A 14982-nucleotide genomic window follows, 5' to 3' on the forward strand; every position below is an offset into this window, starting at 1 on the left:
GAATACACATGATCAGTTTATTGGGCGTCGCCCTGTTGTTAGCCATTGCATTTGCGTTTTCCAGCAACCGTCGCTCAATAAATTGGCGCACCGTTGGTGGTGCATTTGCCATTCAGGCCTTAATTGGTGCGTTTATTCTGTATTTTGAACCCGGTATTCAGTTACTGCTGAAAACCACTGTATTCGTGCAAAACATCATTGATTACAGCCAGGACGGTATCAATTTCGTGTTTGGTCCGATTGGCGACAAATCACTGGGCTTTATCTTTGCGTTTAATGTGCTGCCCGTCATTATCTTCTTTTCATCGTTAATTGCGGTGTTGTATCACCTGAAGATCATGAGCTGGGTTATTCGTATTATTGGTGGTGCTTTACAGAAAGCGCTTAATACCAGCCGTCCGGAATCCATGTCGGCGGCAGCCAATATCTTTGTGGGTCAAACCGAAGCCCCGCTGGTAGTACGCCCCTTTATTCCAACCATGACACGTTCAGAACTGTTTGCCATTATGGTGGGCGGTCTGGCATCGATTGCCGGTTCAGTAATGGCAGGCTATGCAGGGATGGGTGTGGAACTTAAGTACCTGTTAGCGGCCAGCTTTATGGCTGCGCCTGGTGGCTTGCTGATGGCAAAAATTATGCAGCCGGAAACCGATACCCCCAATAACGAGTTGACCGAGTCTCAGGAGCAGGAAAACCATTACGCTAACGTATTCGATGCAGCGGCAAGTGGTGCGGCCTCTGGCTTACAACTGGCGTTGAACGTGGGTGCCATGCTACTGGCCTTCGTTGCCCTGATTGCTATGTTAAACGGCATCATTGGCTGGGTTGGCGAACTCGCTGGAGTGGAATCACTTACTATTCAGCAAATCCTGGGGTTTATTCTCCAACCACTGGCTTGGACACTGGGCGTACCATGGGCTGAAGCACAGGCCGCAGGCAGTTTTATAGGCCAAAAACTGGTGGTAAATGAGTTTATTGCTTATCTGGATTTCATTGACGCCAAAGAAACCTTGTCACCTTTGAGTCAGGCCATTATTACCTTTGCACTGTGCGGCTTTGCCAATTTGTCGTCTATTGCCATCCTGATGGGCGGAATTGGTGCGATGGCGCCAACCCGTCGCAAGGAAATTGCGCAACTTGGATTAAAAGCGGTGTTCGCTGCCACGTTATCTAATCTGATGAGTGCGGCACTGGCCGGATTTTACCTTACGCTGTAAAAAGCCGTACGCTTGATTTGTATCAACGGGAGGGCATTGCCGCCCTCCCCAGTCGATTTATAATCGGCCGTTAAAAATAGAATGATAGGAAGACAGAATGAATTTAGTTGCCGTTGATTACCAGGCGGATAACGCTGCTGAGTTGTTTGCTAAATCGTTGCACGAAACTGGATTTGGTGTACTTAAGAATCACCCCATCCAGCAGCAGGTTGTAACCGACATCTACAAAACCTGGCAAACGTTTTTCGACAACGACGCCAAGTTTGATTACACCTACAACAAAGGCACTCAGGACGGTTATTTCCCTCAGTCTGTCTCGGAAGTTGCCAAGGGTTTCACTAAAAAAGATATCAAAGAGTATTTCCACTATTATCCGTGGGGTATTTGCCCGCCGGATCTCAAAGCCCAACTGGCCGATTACTACGAAAAGGCGACTAGTTTAGCGTCGGAGTTACTGAGTTGGGTTGAAGCAAACGCACCTGAAGAGGTAAAAGCAAACTTTAGTCAGCCTTTGCCAGATATGATTAAAGACAGCAGCCAGACACTGTTACGCGTATTGCATTACCCCCCATTGAAGGGCGAAGAAGAGCCGGATGCCATTCGTGCTGCCGCGCACGGCGACATTAACCTGCTAACCGTGTTACCCGCAGCCAATGAACCTGGCTTACAGGTGCAACGCAAAGATGGTTCCTGGATGGATGTGCCCTGCGACTTCGGCACGCTGATCGTGAATATTGGTGACATGTTGCAGGAAGCCAGTGGCGGATATTATCCGTCAACTATCCACCGTGTAATTAATCCTGAGGGAGCCGATATGTCGCGCTCGCGAATTTCGTTACCACTGTTCCTTCACCCTCGTCCTGATGTAGTGCTCTCTGAACGTTACACCGCAGACGCTTATCTTAAGGAGCGTTTGCGCGAACTGGGCGTAGTGTAATACCCAAAACTTTCGGCAGGCTGGCCAACCGCGTCAGCCTGCATACTCTCTGCACATAAGGCATCCAGGCCTTTAGCATACTGCCACGACGCCTCCACCATTGTTGAATAAAAAGCAACGTTAATTCGCGAAGCCGTGTCTCTTGGTGTGTGATAGTAATTGTGTCTGCCAACCCCCAAAAACAAAAACGGTATGTCTTGCTCAGCAAATATTGCGTGGTCACTGACTTTTGTGCGATCAGTAGCCACCGGATAGCGACCTACCCGCAGTGCCGAATCAGTGTTGTTCATCCGCACCCCTGTGGCGATCTCAATGTCGTTAGCCAATCCGGCAAATTGCGGATGGCTGCTCACACCGCTCACCAATAGTTCGTAACGCCCACCTGGTTGAGACAACATATCCAGATTTAAATTGCCAAACACCTTCTCTTTATTAATGATGTTAGCACTTACAAACGCTTTAGCACCCAACAAGCCGTGCTCTTCGGCGTCAGATGCCAGAAAAATCCAATTGCATTGCATCGGCTGCCTTTTCGTTCGCAGGGCTATTTCAAGCATTGCCGCTACCCCACTGGCGTTATCATCAGCGCCATTAAATACACGCCGCCCTTTTCTGCCAAGATGGTCATAATGCGCAGTTACAACTATATACGGCGCATCCCGACCTGCATTCTCCCCCACAACGTTGATCCCATCTACCGGCCTGTCTTTTCTGTCGGGTAATGTAAAGGGTTGTGTATAGCCTGATAATGCGCTCAGTGGGGATATATTCAGGGTCTCATATCGGTCAATAATAAATTCCCGGCTTCGTCTTGCGCCTTCGGAGCCAGTTAACCTGCCTTCCAGTTCATCCGATGCAAGATAATGTACATCCTGAACCCAGCGCGGTTGCTCGTCGGCACGAACCAGGCTGCAACTTATCCACATCAATAGCCACAACACAGGCGACCAACTTAACTTCATTCAAAATCTCCTAGAGTCTTGTTATGTACTGATGTCAACGCAGCCAGTTTGGAGGTGTAACGGTTGATGTCCTGTTCATGACTGGCGTTGTTGATTGCGCGTTCCAGGTACACTTTGGCGTCGCTGAGTTTGCCCACACTGAATGCTGACTTACCCAACGCCGACAGCACCAGATGGTTTTTACGGTCGAGTCGGTAAGCGCGCCGGTAATGTGCATGAGCAATGGCATAAAGACCGCTGTCGTAAGCTTCGTCGCCACGAATTAAATGAAAATACGGATTGCTTTCGCGCTGAGAGATTACTTGTGCTTCAAGTGCACTGGCCAGTAAATCCCGACCGGTGAACCGATACAGTACGGCCAGATTTTCCTTTGCAGTGAGATCGGTTGCATCCAGCGAGACAGCACGTAAATAGGCCTGTTCAGCCGCGTCATAGTGTTCGCTAAGGCGATAAAGCACGCCCAGGTTTACCCACCCTTCACGCATGGAAGGATCCAGTTCCAGTCCTTTGGCCATATAGGCAAAGGCATAGTCCAACTCTCCTGAAATTAAGCCGATTGCCGCCTTGTTGTTGTAAAACATCGCCAGGACGCTGGTTAACGGTACTTCAGTGGCTGGAAACTGTTGTGATTCAATACGCTCGTCAAAATCCACCACTCTGCTGGCAATCACTTTGCCGTTGAAAACCTGCTTCAACGTAACGTTGATATGTCCATTGAGGACGCTATACCCTTCTTTGCGCGACCAGTACTCAGGGATTTCCACGGTACTGAGTGTGGCTTCAAACCCTGCATGAGTGGCCAGGGCGTAAGTCATCAGCGTTAGCGATAAACAATTGGCCTCGCGCAGGCGAAACGTTTCTGAGACCGAATAATTGGCGTCACTGTGATAACTTAAACCTTGTTGCTGATGATGAAATATAGCGTCAATAAACCGATCAAGTGCAAGCGAATCATCGGCTATACCAGTGGCGCTAAGGGCAGTGACAAAACGCTCGGCGTCAGGCGAAAGCGCGAGAATCTGAGAAGTGGATTCCACATCAACTGATCTGGCATCAGGGAAATACTGCCAGTACACCGGATGCGTAACTGAAGTAGATATGTCTGGAGTGACACGGCATCCTTGTAGTCCGGCCATGAGTAAGATGAACACCAGAAAAAGAGACCTGCTCATACCTGTCTCCCAGTTATAAAGATTCTGTTATTTTAGCTCAATTTACAAAAAATTAACATTTTAAGAACATTTTATATCGTTGCTTTTCGATCTGGATCTCTTATGCTGATATTGATTGCAAAATAATCAATCACCTGTACTCAGCGGCATAAGGAAAGGACAACATGAAAAGGGTTGTGTTTAACCAAAAAGGTGGTGTTGGAAAATCCACTATCAGCACAAATCTCGCCGCAGAAAGCGCGCGCCGGGGCTTTAAAACGCTGCTGGTTGATTTAGACGCCCAGGGCAATGCAACGCATTATGCCGGTGTAGATATAAAAGACGACACGCTTACTGTTGCAGATATGTTTAAGCAGATTGTTGGTTGGTTCAGCAAGCCTCAACCGCCAACTGCGTTTGTGCAACCCACCGCATTTGAGAACCTCTACGTACTGCCCGCTGATCCCGCTTTGGCCACCATTGAGCGGGAGCTGGAGTCGCGCTATAAAATGTTTAAATTGCGGGAGACACTGGATGCGCTAAGTAAAGAGTTTGATCGCATCTATATCGACACGCCGCCCAATTTTAACTTTTATTCGAAAGCCGCACTAATAGCCGCCGATGCCTTTTTAGTGCCGTTTGATTGCGACCATTTTTCCGCACAGGCGATTGAACGCTTGCTGGAGAACGTGATGGAAATAAAGGAAGACCACAATCAGGAATTAGCGTTTGCGGGTGTCATTATCAATCAGTACAACCCACAGGCTAAACTGCCTTCAGCGTTGATAGGTGAACTGGAAGAAAAAGGTTTACCCCTGTTCGCAACACGATTGAGCAGTTCAGTTAAAGTGAAGGAGTCGCATTCGGCGCGAGCACCACTGCCCTTTTATATGCCCAGCCACAAAATAACCAAACAGCTTGTGGCACTTTACGACGAAATTGAGGGCGTGTAACAGATTATCCTGCCTGCCACAGATCCCAAACCAGTGTTAGCCCAAGGCCAACAAATATCAGCCCGACTAATTGCTCCTGTCTCACTGCAATGGTTGGGCTGCGCGCCATCCATTTACCCAGTTGATGCGATAGCTGTGCAACGATCAAATCGCAACATAGCGCAATAGCACTGAACATAAGCCCAAGCACCAGTAAGTCATTTACCAGCACGTCGCCCGTGGCCTTAGTAAACTGAGGCAAAAAAGCAATAAAAAACAATGCGGTTTTAGGATTACTGAGCTCCACCAGCAAACTCCGCTTAACAATTTGCGATGTGGTGGCTTGTACTGGTTTTCTTAAATGCGGGGCTTTTGCAAATCGCAGTGCACTTACACCCAAATAAATAAGGTACCCCGCACCGAGCACTTTTATAAGTACAAACAGTACCGGTACGTAAAGTATGAGTGCGGCCAAACCAAACGCAGTGCCAATCGCGTAACTGGACGAACCAACCGCCATACCTAGTGCCGCAGCTGTACCACCCTGCTTACCAGAACCCAGTGTACAGGCCAGGATGTACAAATTAGAGGGTCCGGGTGACAAACTGATCATCAACGTTGCCAGGATAAAGGTGGTGACGATTTCAAAAGTTAAGGTGATCACTATTTGCTCTTAAGTTGTTTTTGCGGGATACACAACCACGAATTTAGATTTTTCAGGATGCAATAGTGTATAGTCATCCCCTGTTTTGTCTCAAGCCAAACCGGAAAATTACCGCTGTATGTGTACGCGCCATGTCCGGCCTGGTGAAGCTAAGGATCATTCCATGTTTACTCTGTTTCAGTATCTGCATTGCCCTTATTGTGTGCGAGCCGATATGGTTGCTAACTATTCGGGTTTGCCTCATAAAAAAGTACTGCTATTAAACGACGACGAAGCAACCTGCATTAATTTGGTGGGTGTGAAGATGGTGCCTATTCTGCAAACCAGTGATGGCAGTGCAATGGGTGAGAGTCTGGATATTGTCGCCAAAATTCTTACCCTGGCACCTGAAGACAAGCAACTGTTGCCGGCTGGTTATGCAAGCACTGTAACTGAACACATTACTAAATACAGCAGTGCAATCAGCCGATTACTGTACCCTCGAAATCTGATGATTGCACAGCCGGAATTTGAAACTCAATCGGCCCGTGATTATTTTCAGCGTAAAAAAGAAGCCATGCTGGGTTGCAGTTTTAATGAGGCCTTTGCTAATTCTGAAACTTACCTTTCTCAGGTAAATGCTATGCTGGCTGAACTACCCGCATTAACGCCGCCCTCGGCTCGCGGTAACCAGCTGAGTTGGGATGATGTTTATATTTTCCCATCCCTGCGAAACCTGACTATGGTAAAAGGATTAAGCTGGCCTGCGGCAGTGAAGGATTATGTCGGCGAAGTCGCAAAGCTAACAAATATTCACTTATACAGCGATCAGGCCGTTTAACGTCTTAAAAAGGGTATTTTCACTCAACTTAGCGTTAAATACCCTTACAATCAATCTGTTACGCGCTATTGGTTTCACTGCTTTTCAGGTTTGGCCGTCTCTACCTGCTGTTGAGCCTGCTGTCTGATCTGCTGGTACTCTTCGAAACTCATTTCGTAGCGCTTAAAGCAAGCTTCCTGATCCTGTGGCAATTCCTGTAAGCAGGCATGTTGACGGTTTTGCATCATCCCCTGGTACAGTTGCTTATTTGTGCATCCGGCCAGTCCTGCAATTACCACTACAAATGCGGTTTTTTGTATGTTCATGGCACTTATTCCTTATTGGCGCGTTAAATTAGCTAAAACGTATACATTGACTATACTTCAACCCGTAAGACATACAATGCTAGGCTGAAGTTCGACCTATTCATTTTAAACGGAGAGATCATGTTCTGGTTGAAACGATTAACTATCATTCAAATGACACTACTTGCCACTGGTTTGCTAGGCGTATTTTGCGCCGCGCTTACCGTGTCGGTGCTAGTTGGCGATGTGGAAAAACTGGAACATGCGAACACAGAGCAGCGATTAGTTCTGCTGGTAGATGCGGTAGAGAAAATCGCTCACCAACACGCTGTGGAGCGCGGCTTAACGGCTGGTTTTTTAGGGTCAAAATCGGATGTCGCAAAAGCCAAAGTGATTGAACAGCGCCAGGTTGTAGATAACGCGGTTGCAACATTGCAGCAACTGGCCAATGAAGACTGGCCGGCAGAATTGGAGATTAAACGCAAGCTCAACGGCTTATTTACGGTACTGAAGGATAAATCAGCGGTAAGACGTGAAGTTGATAGTCTCAACGGCAAGCGTGCGTTTGGCTACTACAGCTTTGTGAATAAAGTAGCGCTCGATAGTGCCAACCAACTGCTATTGGGAGTGAGTAACCGGGATGTATCGGCCACTATTTCTAACGCATTAAAACTAGCCTGGTTAAAGGAGCGCCTCGGCCAATTGCGCGGAAAGGTAAACGGTGTACTGGCTCAACGAGCAATCAACAGCCAGATTCTGCTGGAACTTGAAATTTATAATGAAAATATTGAATACCTGAGCAGCTCATTAGAAGACGCATTGGATGATAACAGCCTTGCTGAATTTAAACGCTTAAATCAGTCAACTGTAATGCAATCTATGCGCGAGGTATATCAACAATTACAACGTGAAAATGTCGACTTTAGCCAGTTACCCGCGGCTAGCGAGTGGTTTTCAACCGCCACCACTCAAATTGGTCAGGTAAAAAGTCTGCTGGACGAAACCTGGCGAAATGCACAAGCGCTATCCCAACGTCATGCTGACGCTACCCGCTTTCAGCTTTTATTGATCGGAGTCGTTGCGCTGGTAGCGTTATTCATTGCGGCTTTTATCATTGTGACCTTATTGCAGACACTCAGGAGTCAATTATCCCGCTTGACGCGCAATTTGCACAATGTTGCCAGGGAAGGCGATTTAACCATCGACGTATCCTTACCTTCAGACAATGAACTGGGCAGTATTGCAGCCGCAATGAACCAAACCTTGCAAGCTATTCGCGACCTGATAACCGGTCTGGCTCAGTCTGTGCAGGCCAGTACCCGGCTTGGCGACCAAGTAGCACATTCTGCCAAGACAATTAACGAGGAATCAGAGAATACACAGCAGCGAGCAGTTAGCATTGCCGCAGCAATTGAACAAATGACGGAAACCAGTAAAGAAATTGCCCGTTCAGCCATTGAGACACTTGAAGCCAGCAGACATTTGGATTTATTGGCCGACGAAGCCATGCATGCCAATCAATCTATCCAGGTATCGATTTCTGCACTGACCCAACAAATGGCGGCCATGGAATCAGTGGCTAAAAATATGGGAGAGCAGCTTACGGAAATAAGCAGTATTCTTGATACGATTAACTCTCTTTCTGACCAAACCAATCTATTGGCCTTAAATGCCGCGATAGAAGCCGCGCGTGCAGGTGAACACGGACGCGGATTTGCGGTGGTAGCAGATGAGGTTCGCCAACTGGCGAACGCAAGCCGCAGCTCGTCAGACAAAATATCGTCGTTACTGGATTCATTGCAACAGGTTAGCCTGAATGTTATTCAGGGGATATCGAAAAGTGCCGATGGTGCCAGAGCGTCACTAACCTTAACCAACCAGGGTGAAGAAACCGCTGCCAAGGTAAAAGCCAGCGCAACTCAGCTGGAAACTCAAGCAAATTCCATGTCAGCTGCTGCCGAAGAACAATCAATGACATCTGAGCAAATTGCTGCTGACGTTGTGAGTGTTCAGGATGCAGCCACCGAAGAAGTAAGGGTTGCAGAGATACTGAACAAGGTAACCTCGGATCTACAAGCCAATAACGCGATTCTTACCAAAACGATGGGGAACTTCCGGTATGAGTAGCGTATAGGCGCCAGGTAGTAAGGAATCGGTTAGCAGTCGTCGGTAACTAACGTAATGGTGCAGTTGGGCGACCCAAACGAATCGTAAATAATGTAGCAACCTTGATTTACCGGTGTGCCGCTGCTCGGCACGGTGTAACCAATCAGCGTATACTGGTTGTCTGCTCTGGTAGAAATATCTGCACTAAGGGTATTTTGCATAAAATCGAGCATTTGCATCTGCGTTCCAAGTTCCGCCTGGCTTTCGGGGCATAGATTTCGATAGTCCACCTCTGCCGTACCAAATCCAAAATCAACCACATACGCCACCTGTCCGGCATTGGGATTGGTACTTACCGCGCGCAAACCAACAACGCGCGCTTTAGCCTGCACCAGGGAAACGGTTGACTTCATCTGGCTGGCAATGGATTTAAGCGAAGCAACCTTCGCATCAGAACTGAAGTCGAGAAACCGTGGCGACGCCACCACAGCCAGTACACCTAAAATAACAATGACGATAATTAGCTCGATTAACGTAAAGCCATTGCGTCCTGTACGATTCTTCATCTAAACAACCCTGCCAGTAATAGTTAACATCCCTTTTATGCGTATAGGAAAAATCACGTGATCGCACAACCAGTATCCTACCACGATATTACAGTACGCTAATTAGCCATTAGTTTAAATAACAGCAACAACCCCCCAAACGGGGAAGTCCGGTCACTCAATAAGACCTGGCAAAAATGAAGCGAGATCCGAGTGAGTAAACAATGTTGCTCACGCCCGCGAAACGGCTCGAGCTCTGCGAGAGACTGGGATAGTCCTCTGACTCACGTTATCTGCAAGGGTATTCTTTACAAAGGGATTTTTTTACTACTTAGAAAGGATGGTGCCCAGGAGAGGACTTGAACCTCCACGGCCGTAAGGCCACTAGCACCTGAAGCTAGCGTGTCTACCAATTCCACCACCTGGGCATCTTGCGCTAAGCTCTCGTTCAGCGCGGGCGTGAAGATACGCGGTATCCCAAATATTGTCAATCATTTATTTTCGACTTTTCCTAAATTTCTGCATCCCACTGCCTGGGTGTGGGTAAAATCATGCAGAGACAGGGTGCCCTTGGGGTCCAGCTGGTAATATTGTGCAAACCAAAGCTGTAACGTTGCCATCGCATCATCAAGCGCGTTGTGCGCTGGCGCTAAGGGTAAATTGTGCCGCTGACGGCACACGGTTAACGTTGCACTGTTGGGCGGAAGCACTTCGTGTTGCTTTTGTAACTGATACACCGCCAGTTTTAAGGTATCCAGTGTAATTACATTACTCACAGAAATATTGTTCGCCGCCATTACCCTGTCCAGCACTGCCATATCCAGTCCAGCGTTATGCAGTACCCACACATGCGTTTGAGCGTACTGGCTAAGTTTAACCAATGCCTCTTTCACATGTGCACCCTGGGCAATGGTGTCGGCGGTCAGGCCGTGGATAACCGGACTCTGCTCCAAGTCACCCGTTGCGCGTATCACATCATAATAGCAGGACGATACCTCTATACTCCCCGCCTTGCCTTCAACCCAGCCCACTGAGGTGATTTTTGACTTTTTAGGATCAAGGGAAGTAAGTTCCAAATCCACTGCCAACAAGGGAACATCTCGGAGCATAAGGTGTTTTCTGTCATCCGGCAGCAGCACACCTCCGTTCATCCATCGCTGAATTCTTCCCCACCACGATAGCGATGTTGTAGTTGCACCGCTCACGACATCCCTCCGGAGAATTTCATTACAGCCGCTTGCTGCGCGCGTTCAATCGCCTTAAAAGCAGCTTTAAGTTGGTGCTTTTCTATGGAAGACAGATCGGTAACCGATACCAGATTGTCGGTGACTTTATTTTGTAATTGGTGACGCCAGCGCAAACGGGTTAAAAACAACCAGATATCACGCAGATTATTGGCATCTCGAGACGACAGCCCGGAACCGGCGGGTAAACTTGCCAGTCTGGCCTGCGTAGACGGCATGGTCAGGCCATTGTCCAGCGCATAAAGCCGCACCAGATTATTGATGATCGCAATGGCCTTAACTTTTAAATCGATAGCGTCCTTTACGGTGTGCCCTTTTTCGTACACAAATTTCTGGAACATCGATAGCGGCACAGAATCTGCGTTGGCCTGACGTGCCAGTGCCGCCAAAAACATCTTCTGCTTTAACAAGGGTGCCCTGGCTAACTGCATTTTGCGAAATAAGTCAGCATCACCGGCCGCAGCTCGCGCATCCAGAAAAATATTAAAGTACATAATGGCTTTATTGGTAGGCTGCTTAACCCATTGCTGGGCTTCTGCAATGGCGTCGTCAAGTGACAACCGCAATGCCGGATTACTTGCCATTATGTTACCCGGGCACAATTTAATCCCGCACTTACCCAATCCATTACACACGTATTCAGCCATACCGGCAAAATATTCGGCCTCCTGTTCATTGGGTTTGCGTGCCAGCAACAAACCATTGTCCTGATCCGATCCCATGGTCTGATCTTCCCTGGCCTGGGAACCATAGACAATCCAGGTATAGGCCATTGGCGCAGAGCCATGTTGCTGCTGATAAAAATTAATCAGTTTACGGGTCATCATGTCAGTCGCCTGCGCGAGTACTTTCCCCGCAATATCGTAGTCGCCCAGTCGCTTGGCGTGCGTAGCCAGATAATGTGGCAATTGCCACGACTGTCGCGTGAGTTCATACAGGTTTTGTGCTTTCGACAACTCACCAATAATAAATAACACGTTACCTTTTTGATGCCGGATAATATCGGATGCCGTAATCATCCCCATTGGTTGTCGTGTTACCCTGTCAATCACCGGTAAGTGATGAATATTGCGCTCACTCATCAGCGCCATCGCATCAAACATTGTGCGATTCTGCGTAATCATTGCCGGTTTGTCGGTCATAATGGCAGATACAGGTAAACCTGTATCAAGCGCCGTTGCCACCACCCGGTTGCGCAGATCGCGGTCAGTTACAATACCCGCCAGCTTTTCATTCTCGGTGATCAGTAGCGACGATACATTGTTTTCGCTCATCAACGCTGCTGCCTGCTGCACAGAAAGGCCAATATCTGCGATCACCGGCTGGCGTTCAATTACCTCACTGAGTGACTTGTAAAGCCACATTGAATTTGAATCTTGTACTGCCTGATTTTGCAGGGCATCGGTTTTGGTGCCTTCGAAGAAATTAGCCACTTCAGGCAGCAATAACAGCGACTTAAACGTTTCCGCCTCAAAACAGTACACCAGGCCGGGACTATCAATATTCACACTGGTAGGGTACGCCACACCATCAATAATACTGTGGAAGCCAAAATAGTCACCTTCGCTGAGATGCCGTTCAGGACCGTCTGAATCCTTTACCGAAAACTGACCGCTTTGGATAAGAAACAACCGTCCGGTGTTTTCTTTGAGCAACTGCGTTTGATTTTCTGCCGCCAGATAGATCAACCTGGCGTGCTTGGCGATATCCTGCAATACATCATCAGCCAGTCCATCAAACGGCGCGGATGTTTTTAGAAAATCCAAAACCTGCTGGGGTGTAGCGCTCATGGTTGCCTCCGGGCTAAACAGAAAAAGGTGACATCACTTCATATGTTAGCGCCTTTCATCCGCGGGCTTGCTGCCCTGGATCAAAAGCCTGTCAGCTGTTTACACAAAGGCTCTGATTTATGTAAAAGCCTTTGTGTAAATATTAGCGGGAAAAGCCATTTCTTAAGCGTAAAAAGGCCCATCCGAAGATGAGCCTTTACTTGAACGTTAGTTCAGATTAGTGAGCTGACGCTTCACCGGCACCTTTAGGGAAGCGGATGCTTTCCACCAGGTCCTGAATTTCCTGAGGTGCTTCGTCAGTCATTTTGTATACGCCATAGGCAACTGCGAAGTTAACCATCATACCCAGTGTACCAATACCTTCTGGTGATACGCCTAACCACCAGTTAGCAGGCACGTTAGCCGCAGGGTTAATGAACTTGAAGTAGATGATGTAGGCAGCGGTGAACGCGATACCTGCAATCATACCTGCAACAGCTCCTTTATCATTCATGCGCTTGCTGAAGATACCCATAATAATTGCCGGGAAGAAGCTGGATGCCGCGAGGCCGAAGGCGAAGGCGACCACCTGCGCAACGAATCCGGGTGGATTAATCCCAAAGTAACCGGCAATAACAATGGCTATCCCTGCTGCCAGACGCGCATAGAATAGCTCGGCCTTATCAGTGATATTTGGCGCAAAGTTCCGTTTTAACAAGTCGTGCGATACTGAGGTAGAGATTACCAGCAACAGACCCGCCGATGTAGACAGTGCCGCAGCCACGCCACCAGCAGCCACCAGAGCGATTACCCAGGCAGGCAGATTCGCAATCTCAGGGTTAGCCAGTACCATAATGTCACGGTCAACGTTTACTTCGTTTTTGCTTGCTGGATCATTGATATTACCTGCTGCATAGAACATCTTGCCGTCGCCATTCTTATCTTTGAATGTAATCAGGCCAGTGCGTTCCCAGTTTGTAATCCAGGCTGGTGCGTCAGCATAAGGCGTACCCTGCATATCCTTACCATTGATTGTTTCAATCATGTTTACACGACCAAACGCAGCCAGTGCCGGAGCCGTTGTGTAAAGGATAGCGATGAATACCAGTGCCCAACCCGCACTCTTACGCGCGTCACGTACTTTTGGTACCGTGAAGAAGCGAACGATTACGTGTGGCAGACCCGCAGTACCTACCATCAGTGCAAAGGTAATAAAGAATACGTCGATAGTGCTCTTAGTGCCGGACGTGTATTCAGTGAAACCAAGCTCAACAGAGAGATTGTTGAGTTTATCAAGCATGTAGACACCCGACCCATCGGCCAGTGTGGCACCAAATGCGGTTTGAGGCAGAATGTGACCTGTTACCATCATAGAGATGAATACCACAGGTACGATATAAGCAAAAATCAGTACGCAGTATTGTGCAACCTGAGTATAGGTAATGCCTTTCATACCACCTAATACGGTGTAGAAGAACACGATTGCCATACCAATAACCACGCCTGTAGTGATGTCTACTTCCAGGAAGCGGCTGAATACCACGCCTACACCACGCATCTGACCAGCAACGTAGGTAAAACAGACGAAGATGGCACAGAATACCGCTACGGTACGTGCAGTTTGTGAGTAGTAGCGATCACCAATGAAATCCGGTACAGTAAATTTACCGAACTTACGTAAGTAAGGTGCAAGACACAACGCCAGCAGTACATAACCACCGGTCCATCCCATCAGGTAAACCGCGCCGTCGTAACCCATAAAGGAAATCAGACCGGCCATGGAAATAAAGGATGCCGCTGACATCCAGTCTGCAGCGGTTGCCATACCGTTAAGGACAGGTGGTACGCCACCGCCGGCAACGTAGAATTCGTTGGTTGAGCCAGCGCGGGCCCAGATCGCAATGGCGATGTAGAGGGCAAACGAGGCGCCAACTATGATAAAAGTTAATAATTGTACATCCATTGGATTACTCCTCGTCTACGCCGTATTTTTTGTCTAACGCGTTCATTTTGGCCATATACACAAAAATGAGTACAACAAACACGTATATTGCACCTTGCTGTGCGAACCAGAATCCCAGCTTAAAGCCGAAAAACTGGATATTGTTCAGCACATCTACAAAAAGGATGCCAGCGCCAAAAGACACGACAAACCAGATTACTAACAATTTGGCGAGAAGGGAGAGGTTCTCCTTCCAATACGCCGTTTTGTCGTCATCACTCTTAAATGCCATCTTTCCGTCCTCGTAAATAGGTTAATTCGATGTATTTTTTTTACATTTTCCTAACGACAAGCTTCTCAGGCGACTTTAGCGTTTTAGACTTCTGTTTAGAATCGCCAAAATCGCCTA

General features: G+C 48.0%; 14 protein-coding genes and 1 tRNA gene. 5 read left to right on the forward strand and 10 right to left on the reverse strand.

Features of this window, described 5'->3' with window-relative positions; all coding sequences use genetic code 11:
* The first annotated feature begins 8 nt into the window (after positions 1–8).
* Together ACLR2L_RS02905 and ACLR2L_RS02910 are read left to right on the forward strand one after the other, a co-directional pair.
* On the forward strand, positions 9–1217 hold the full coding sequence (locus ACLR2L_RS02905) for a NupC/NupG family nucleoside CNT transporter (protein WP_413365534.1): 1209 nt from the start codon (positions 9–11) through the stop codon (positions 1215–1217).
* A gap of 97 nt (positions 1218–1314) precedes the next feature.
* Positions 1315–2154, forward strand: coding sequence for an isopenicillin N synthase family dioxygenase (locus ACLR2L_RS02910; protein WP_413365536.1), 840 nt, complete (start codon positions 1315–1317; stop codon positions 2152–2154).
* Here ACLR2L_RS02910 and ACLR2L_RS02915 read toward each other — a convergent pair.
* Complete coding sequence (locus tag ACLR2L_RS02915) at positions 2115–3116, reverse strand: M28 family peptidase (protein WP_413365538.1); 1002 nt, start codon at positions 3114–3116, stop codon at positions 2115–2117. The genes ACLR2L_RS02910 and ACLR2L_RS02915 overlap by 40 nt on opposite strands.
* The gene (locus ACLR2L_RS02920) at positions 3113–4288 is read right to left on the reverse strand and encodes a tetratricopeptide repeat protein (RefSeq protein ID WP_413365540.1); all 1176 of its coding nucleotides are present in this window, start codon (positions 4286–4288) and stop codon (positions 3113–3115) included. Before ACLR2L_RS02920 ends, ACLR2L_RS02915 begins: the two co-directional genes overlap by 4 nt.
* Positions 4289–4452: 164 nt before the next feature.
* Here ACLR2L_RS02920 and ACLR2L_RS02925 point away from each other — a divergent pair, with 164 nt between their 5' ends.
* Positions 4453–5220 carry a ParA family protein gene (locus tag ACLR2L_RS02925; protein WP_413365542.1) on the forward strand — a complete coding sequence of 256 codons (768 nt, stop codon included), beginning with the start codon at positions 4453–4455 and terminating at the stop codon, positions 5218–5220.
* Between the two features lie 4 nt (positions 5221–5224).
* Here the strand turns inward: ACLR2L_RS02925 and ACLR2L_RS02930 are convergent, their stop codons facing one another.
* Complete coding sequence (locus tag ACLR2L_RS02930) at positions 5225–5863, reverse strand: LysE family translocator (RefSeq protein WP_413365544.1); 639 nt, start codon at positions 5861–5863, stop codon at positions 5225–5227.
* A gap of 163 nt (positions 5864–6026) precedes the next feature.
* Here ACLR2L_RS02930 and grxB point away from each other — a divergent pair, with 163 nt between their 5' ends.
* A complete protein-coding gene (gene grxB, locus ACLR2L_RS02935) occupies positions 6027–6683 on the forward strand; it encodes a glutaredoxin 2 (RefSeq protein ID WP_413365546.1) in 657 nt (218 codons plus the stop codon).
* A gap of 74 nt (positions 6684–6757) precedes the next feature.
* Here the strand turns inward: grxB and ACLR2L_RS02940 are convergent, their stop codons facing one another.
* The gene (locus ACLR2L_RS02940) at positions 6758–6988 is read right to left on the reverse strand and encodes a hypothetical protein (protein WP_413365548.1); all 231 of its coding nucleotides are present in this window, start codon (positions 6986–6988) and stop codon (positions 6758–6760) included.
* A 120-nt stretch (positions 6989–7108) separates the two neighbouring features.
* On the opposite strand from ACLR2L_RS02940, the gene ACLR2L_RS02945 reads away from it, so the two are divergent.
* Positions 7109–9094, forward strand: a complete 1986-nt coding sequence (locus tag ACLR2L_RS02945) for a methyl-accepting chemotaxis protein (protein WP_413365550.1) — start codon at positions 7109–7111, stop codon at positions 9092–9094.
* A 29-nt stretch (positions 9095–9123) separates the two neighbouring features.
* Here the strand turns inward: ACLR2L_RS02945 and ACLR2L_RS02950 are convergent, their stop codons facing one another.
* From ACLR2L_RS02950 to ACLR2L_RS02975, 6 genes are all read right to left on the reverse strand, one after another.
* Complete coding sequence (locus ACLR2L_RS02950; protein WP_413365552.1) at positions 9124–9639, reverse strand: prepilin-type N-terminal cleavage/methylation domain-containing protein; 516 nt, start codon at positions 9637–9639, stop codon at positions 9124–9126.
* Positions 9640–9959: 320 nt separating this feature from the next.
* Positions 9960–10046: transfer RNA gene (locus tag ACLR2L_RS02955), tRNA-Leu, on the reverse strand.
* 63 nt (positions 10047–10109) lie between these two features.
* Complete coding sequence (locus ACLR2L_RS02960) at positions 10110–10823, reverse strand: 3'-5' exonuclease (RefSeq protein ID WP_413365554.1); 714 nt, start codon at positions 10821–10823, stop codon at positions 10110–10112.
* Positions 10820–12652, reverse strand: coding sequence for a DUF294 nucleotidyltransferase-like domain-containing protein (locus tag ACLR2L_RS02965; RefSeq protein WP_413365556.1), 1833 nt, complete (start codon positions 12650–12652; stop codon positions 10820–10822). The genes ACLR2L_RS02960 and ACLR2L_RS02965 overlap by 4 nt, the downstream gene beginning before the upstream one ends.
* 217 nt (positions 12653–12869) lie before the next feature.
* The gene (locus tag ACLR2L_RS02970; protein WP_413365558.1) at positions 12870–14594 is read right to left on the reverse strand and encodes a sodium:solute symporter family protein; all 1725 of its coding nucleotides are present in this window, start codon (positions 14592–14594) and stop codon (positions 12870–12872) included.
* A 4-nt stretch (positions 14595–14598) separates the two neighbouring features.
* Positions 14599–14865 carry a DUF4212 domain-containing protein gene (locus ACLR2L_RS02975; RefSeq protein WP_140959567.1) on the reverse strand — a complete coding sequence of 89 codons (267 nt, stop codon included), beginning with the start codon at positions 14863–14865 and terminating at the stop codon, positions 14599–14601.
* Positions 14866–14982: the final 117 nt, after the last annotated feature.

This window comes from Alteromonas sp. AMM-1 (assembly GCF_047290655.1).
Classification (GTDB): Bacteria; Pseudomonadota; Gammaproteobacteria; order Enterobacterales; family Alteromonadaceae; genus Alteromonas; species Alteromonas mangrovi.

Coding starts and splice junctions, on each gene's coding strand:
- ACLR2L_RS02905 (WP_413365534.1), top strand. CDS start 9: ATGATCAGTTTATTGGGCGTCGCCCTGTTGTTAGCCATTGCATTTGCG.
- ACLR2L_RS02910 (WP_413365536.1), top strand. CDS start 1,315: ATGAATTTAGTTGCCGTTGATTACCAGGCGGATAACGCTGCTGAGTTG.
- ACLR2L_RS02915 (WP_413365538.1), bottom strand. CDS start 3,116: ATGAAGTTAAGTTGGTCGCCTGTGTTGTGGCTATTGATGTGGATAAGT.
- ACLR2L_RS02920 (WP_413365540.1), bottom strand. CDS start 4,288: ATGAGCAGGTCTCTTTTTCTGGTGTTCATCTTACTCATGGCCGGACTA.
- ACLR2L_RS02925 (WP_413365542.1), top strand. CDS start 4,453: ATGAAAAGGGTTGTGTTTAACCAAAAAGGTGGTGTTGGAAAATCCACT.
- grxB (WP_413365546.1), top strand. CDS start 6,027: ATGTTTACTCTGTTTCAGTATCTGCATTGCCCTTATTGTGTGCGAGCC.
- ACLR2L_RS02940 (WP_413365548.1), bottom strand. CDS start 6,988: ATGAACATACAAAAAACCGCATTTGTAGTGGTAATTGCAGGACTGGCC.
- ACLR2L_RS02945 (WP_413365550.1), top strand. CDS start 7,109: ATGTTCTGGTTGAAACGATTAACTATCATTCAAATGACACTACTTGCC.
- ACLR2L_RS02950 (WP_413365552.1), bottom strand. CDS start 9,639: ATGAAGAATCGTACAGGACGCAATGGCTTTACGTTAATCGAGCTAATT.
- ACLR2L_RS02965 (WP_413365556.1), bottom strand. CDS start 12,652: ATGAGCGCTACACCCCAGCAGGTTTTGGATTTTCTAAAAACATCCGCG.
- ACLR2L_RS02970 (WP_413365558.1), bottom strand. CDS start 14,594: ATGGATGTACAATTATTAACTTTTATCATAGTTGGCGCCTCGTTTGCC.
- ACLR2L_RS02975 (WP_140959567.1), bottom strand. CDS start 14,865: ATGGCATTTAAGAGTGATGACGACAAAACGGCGTATTGGAAGGAGAAC.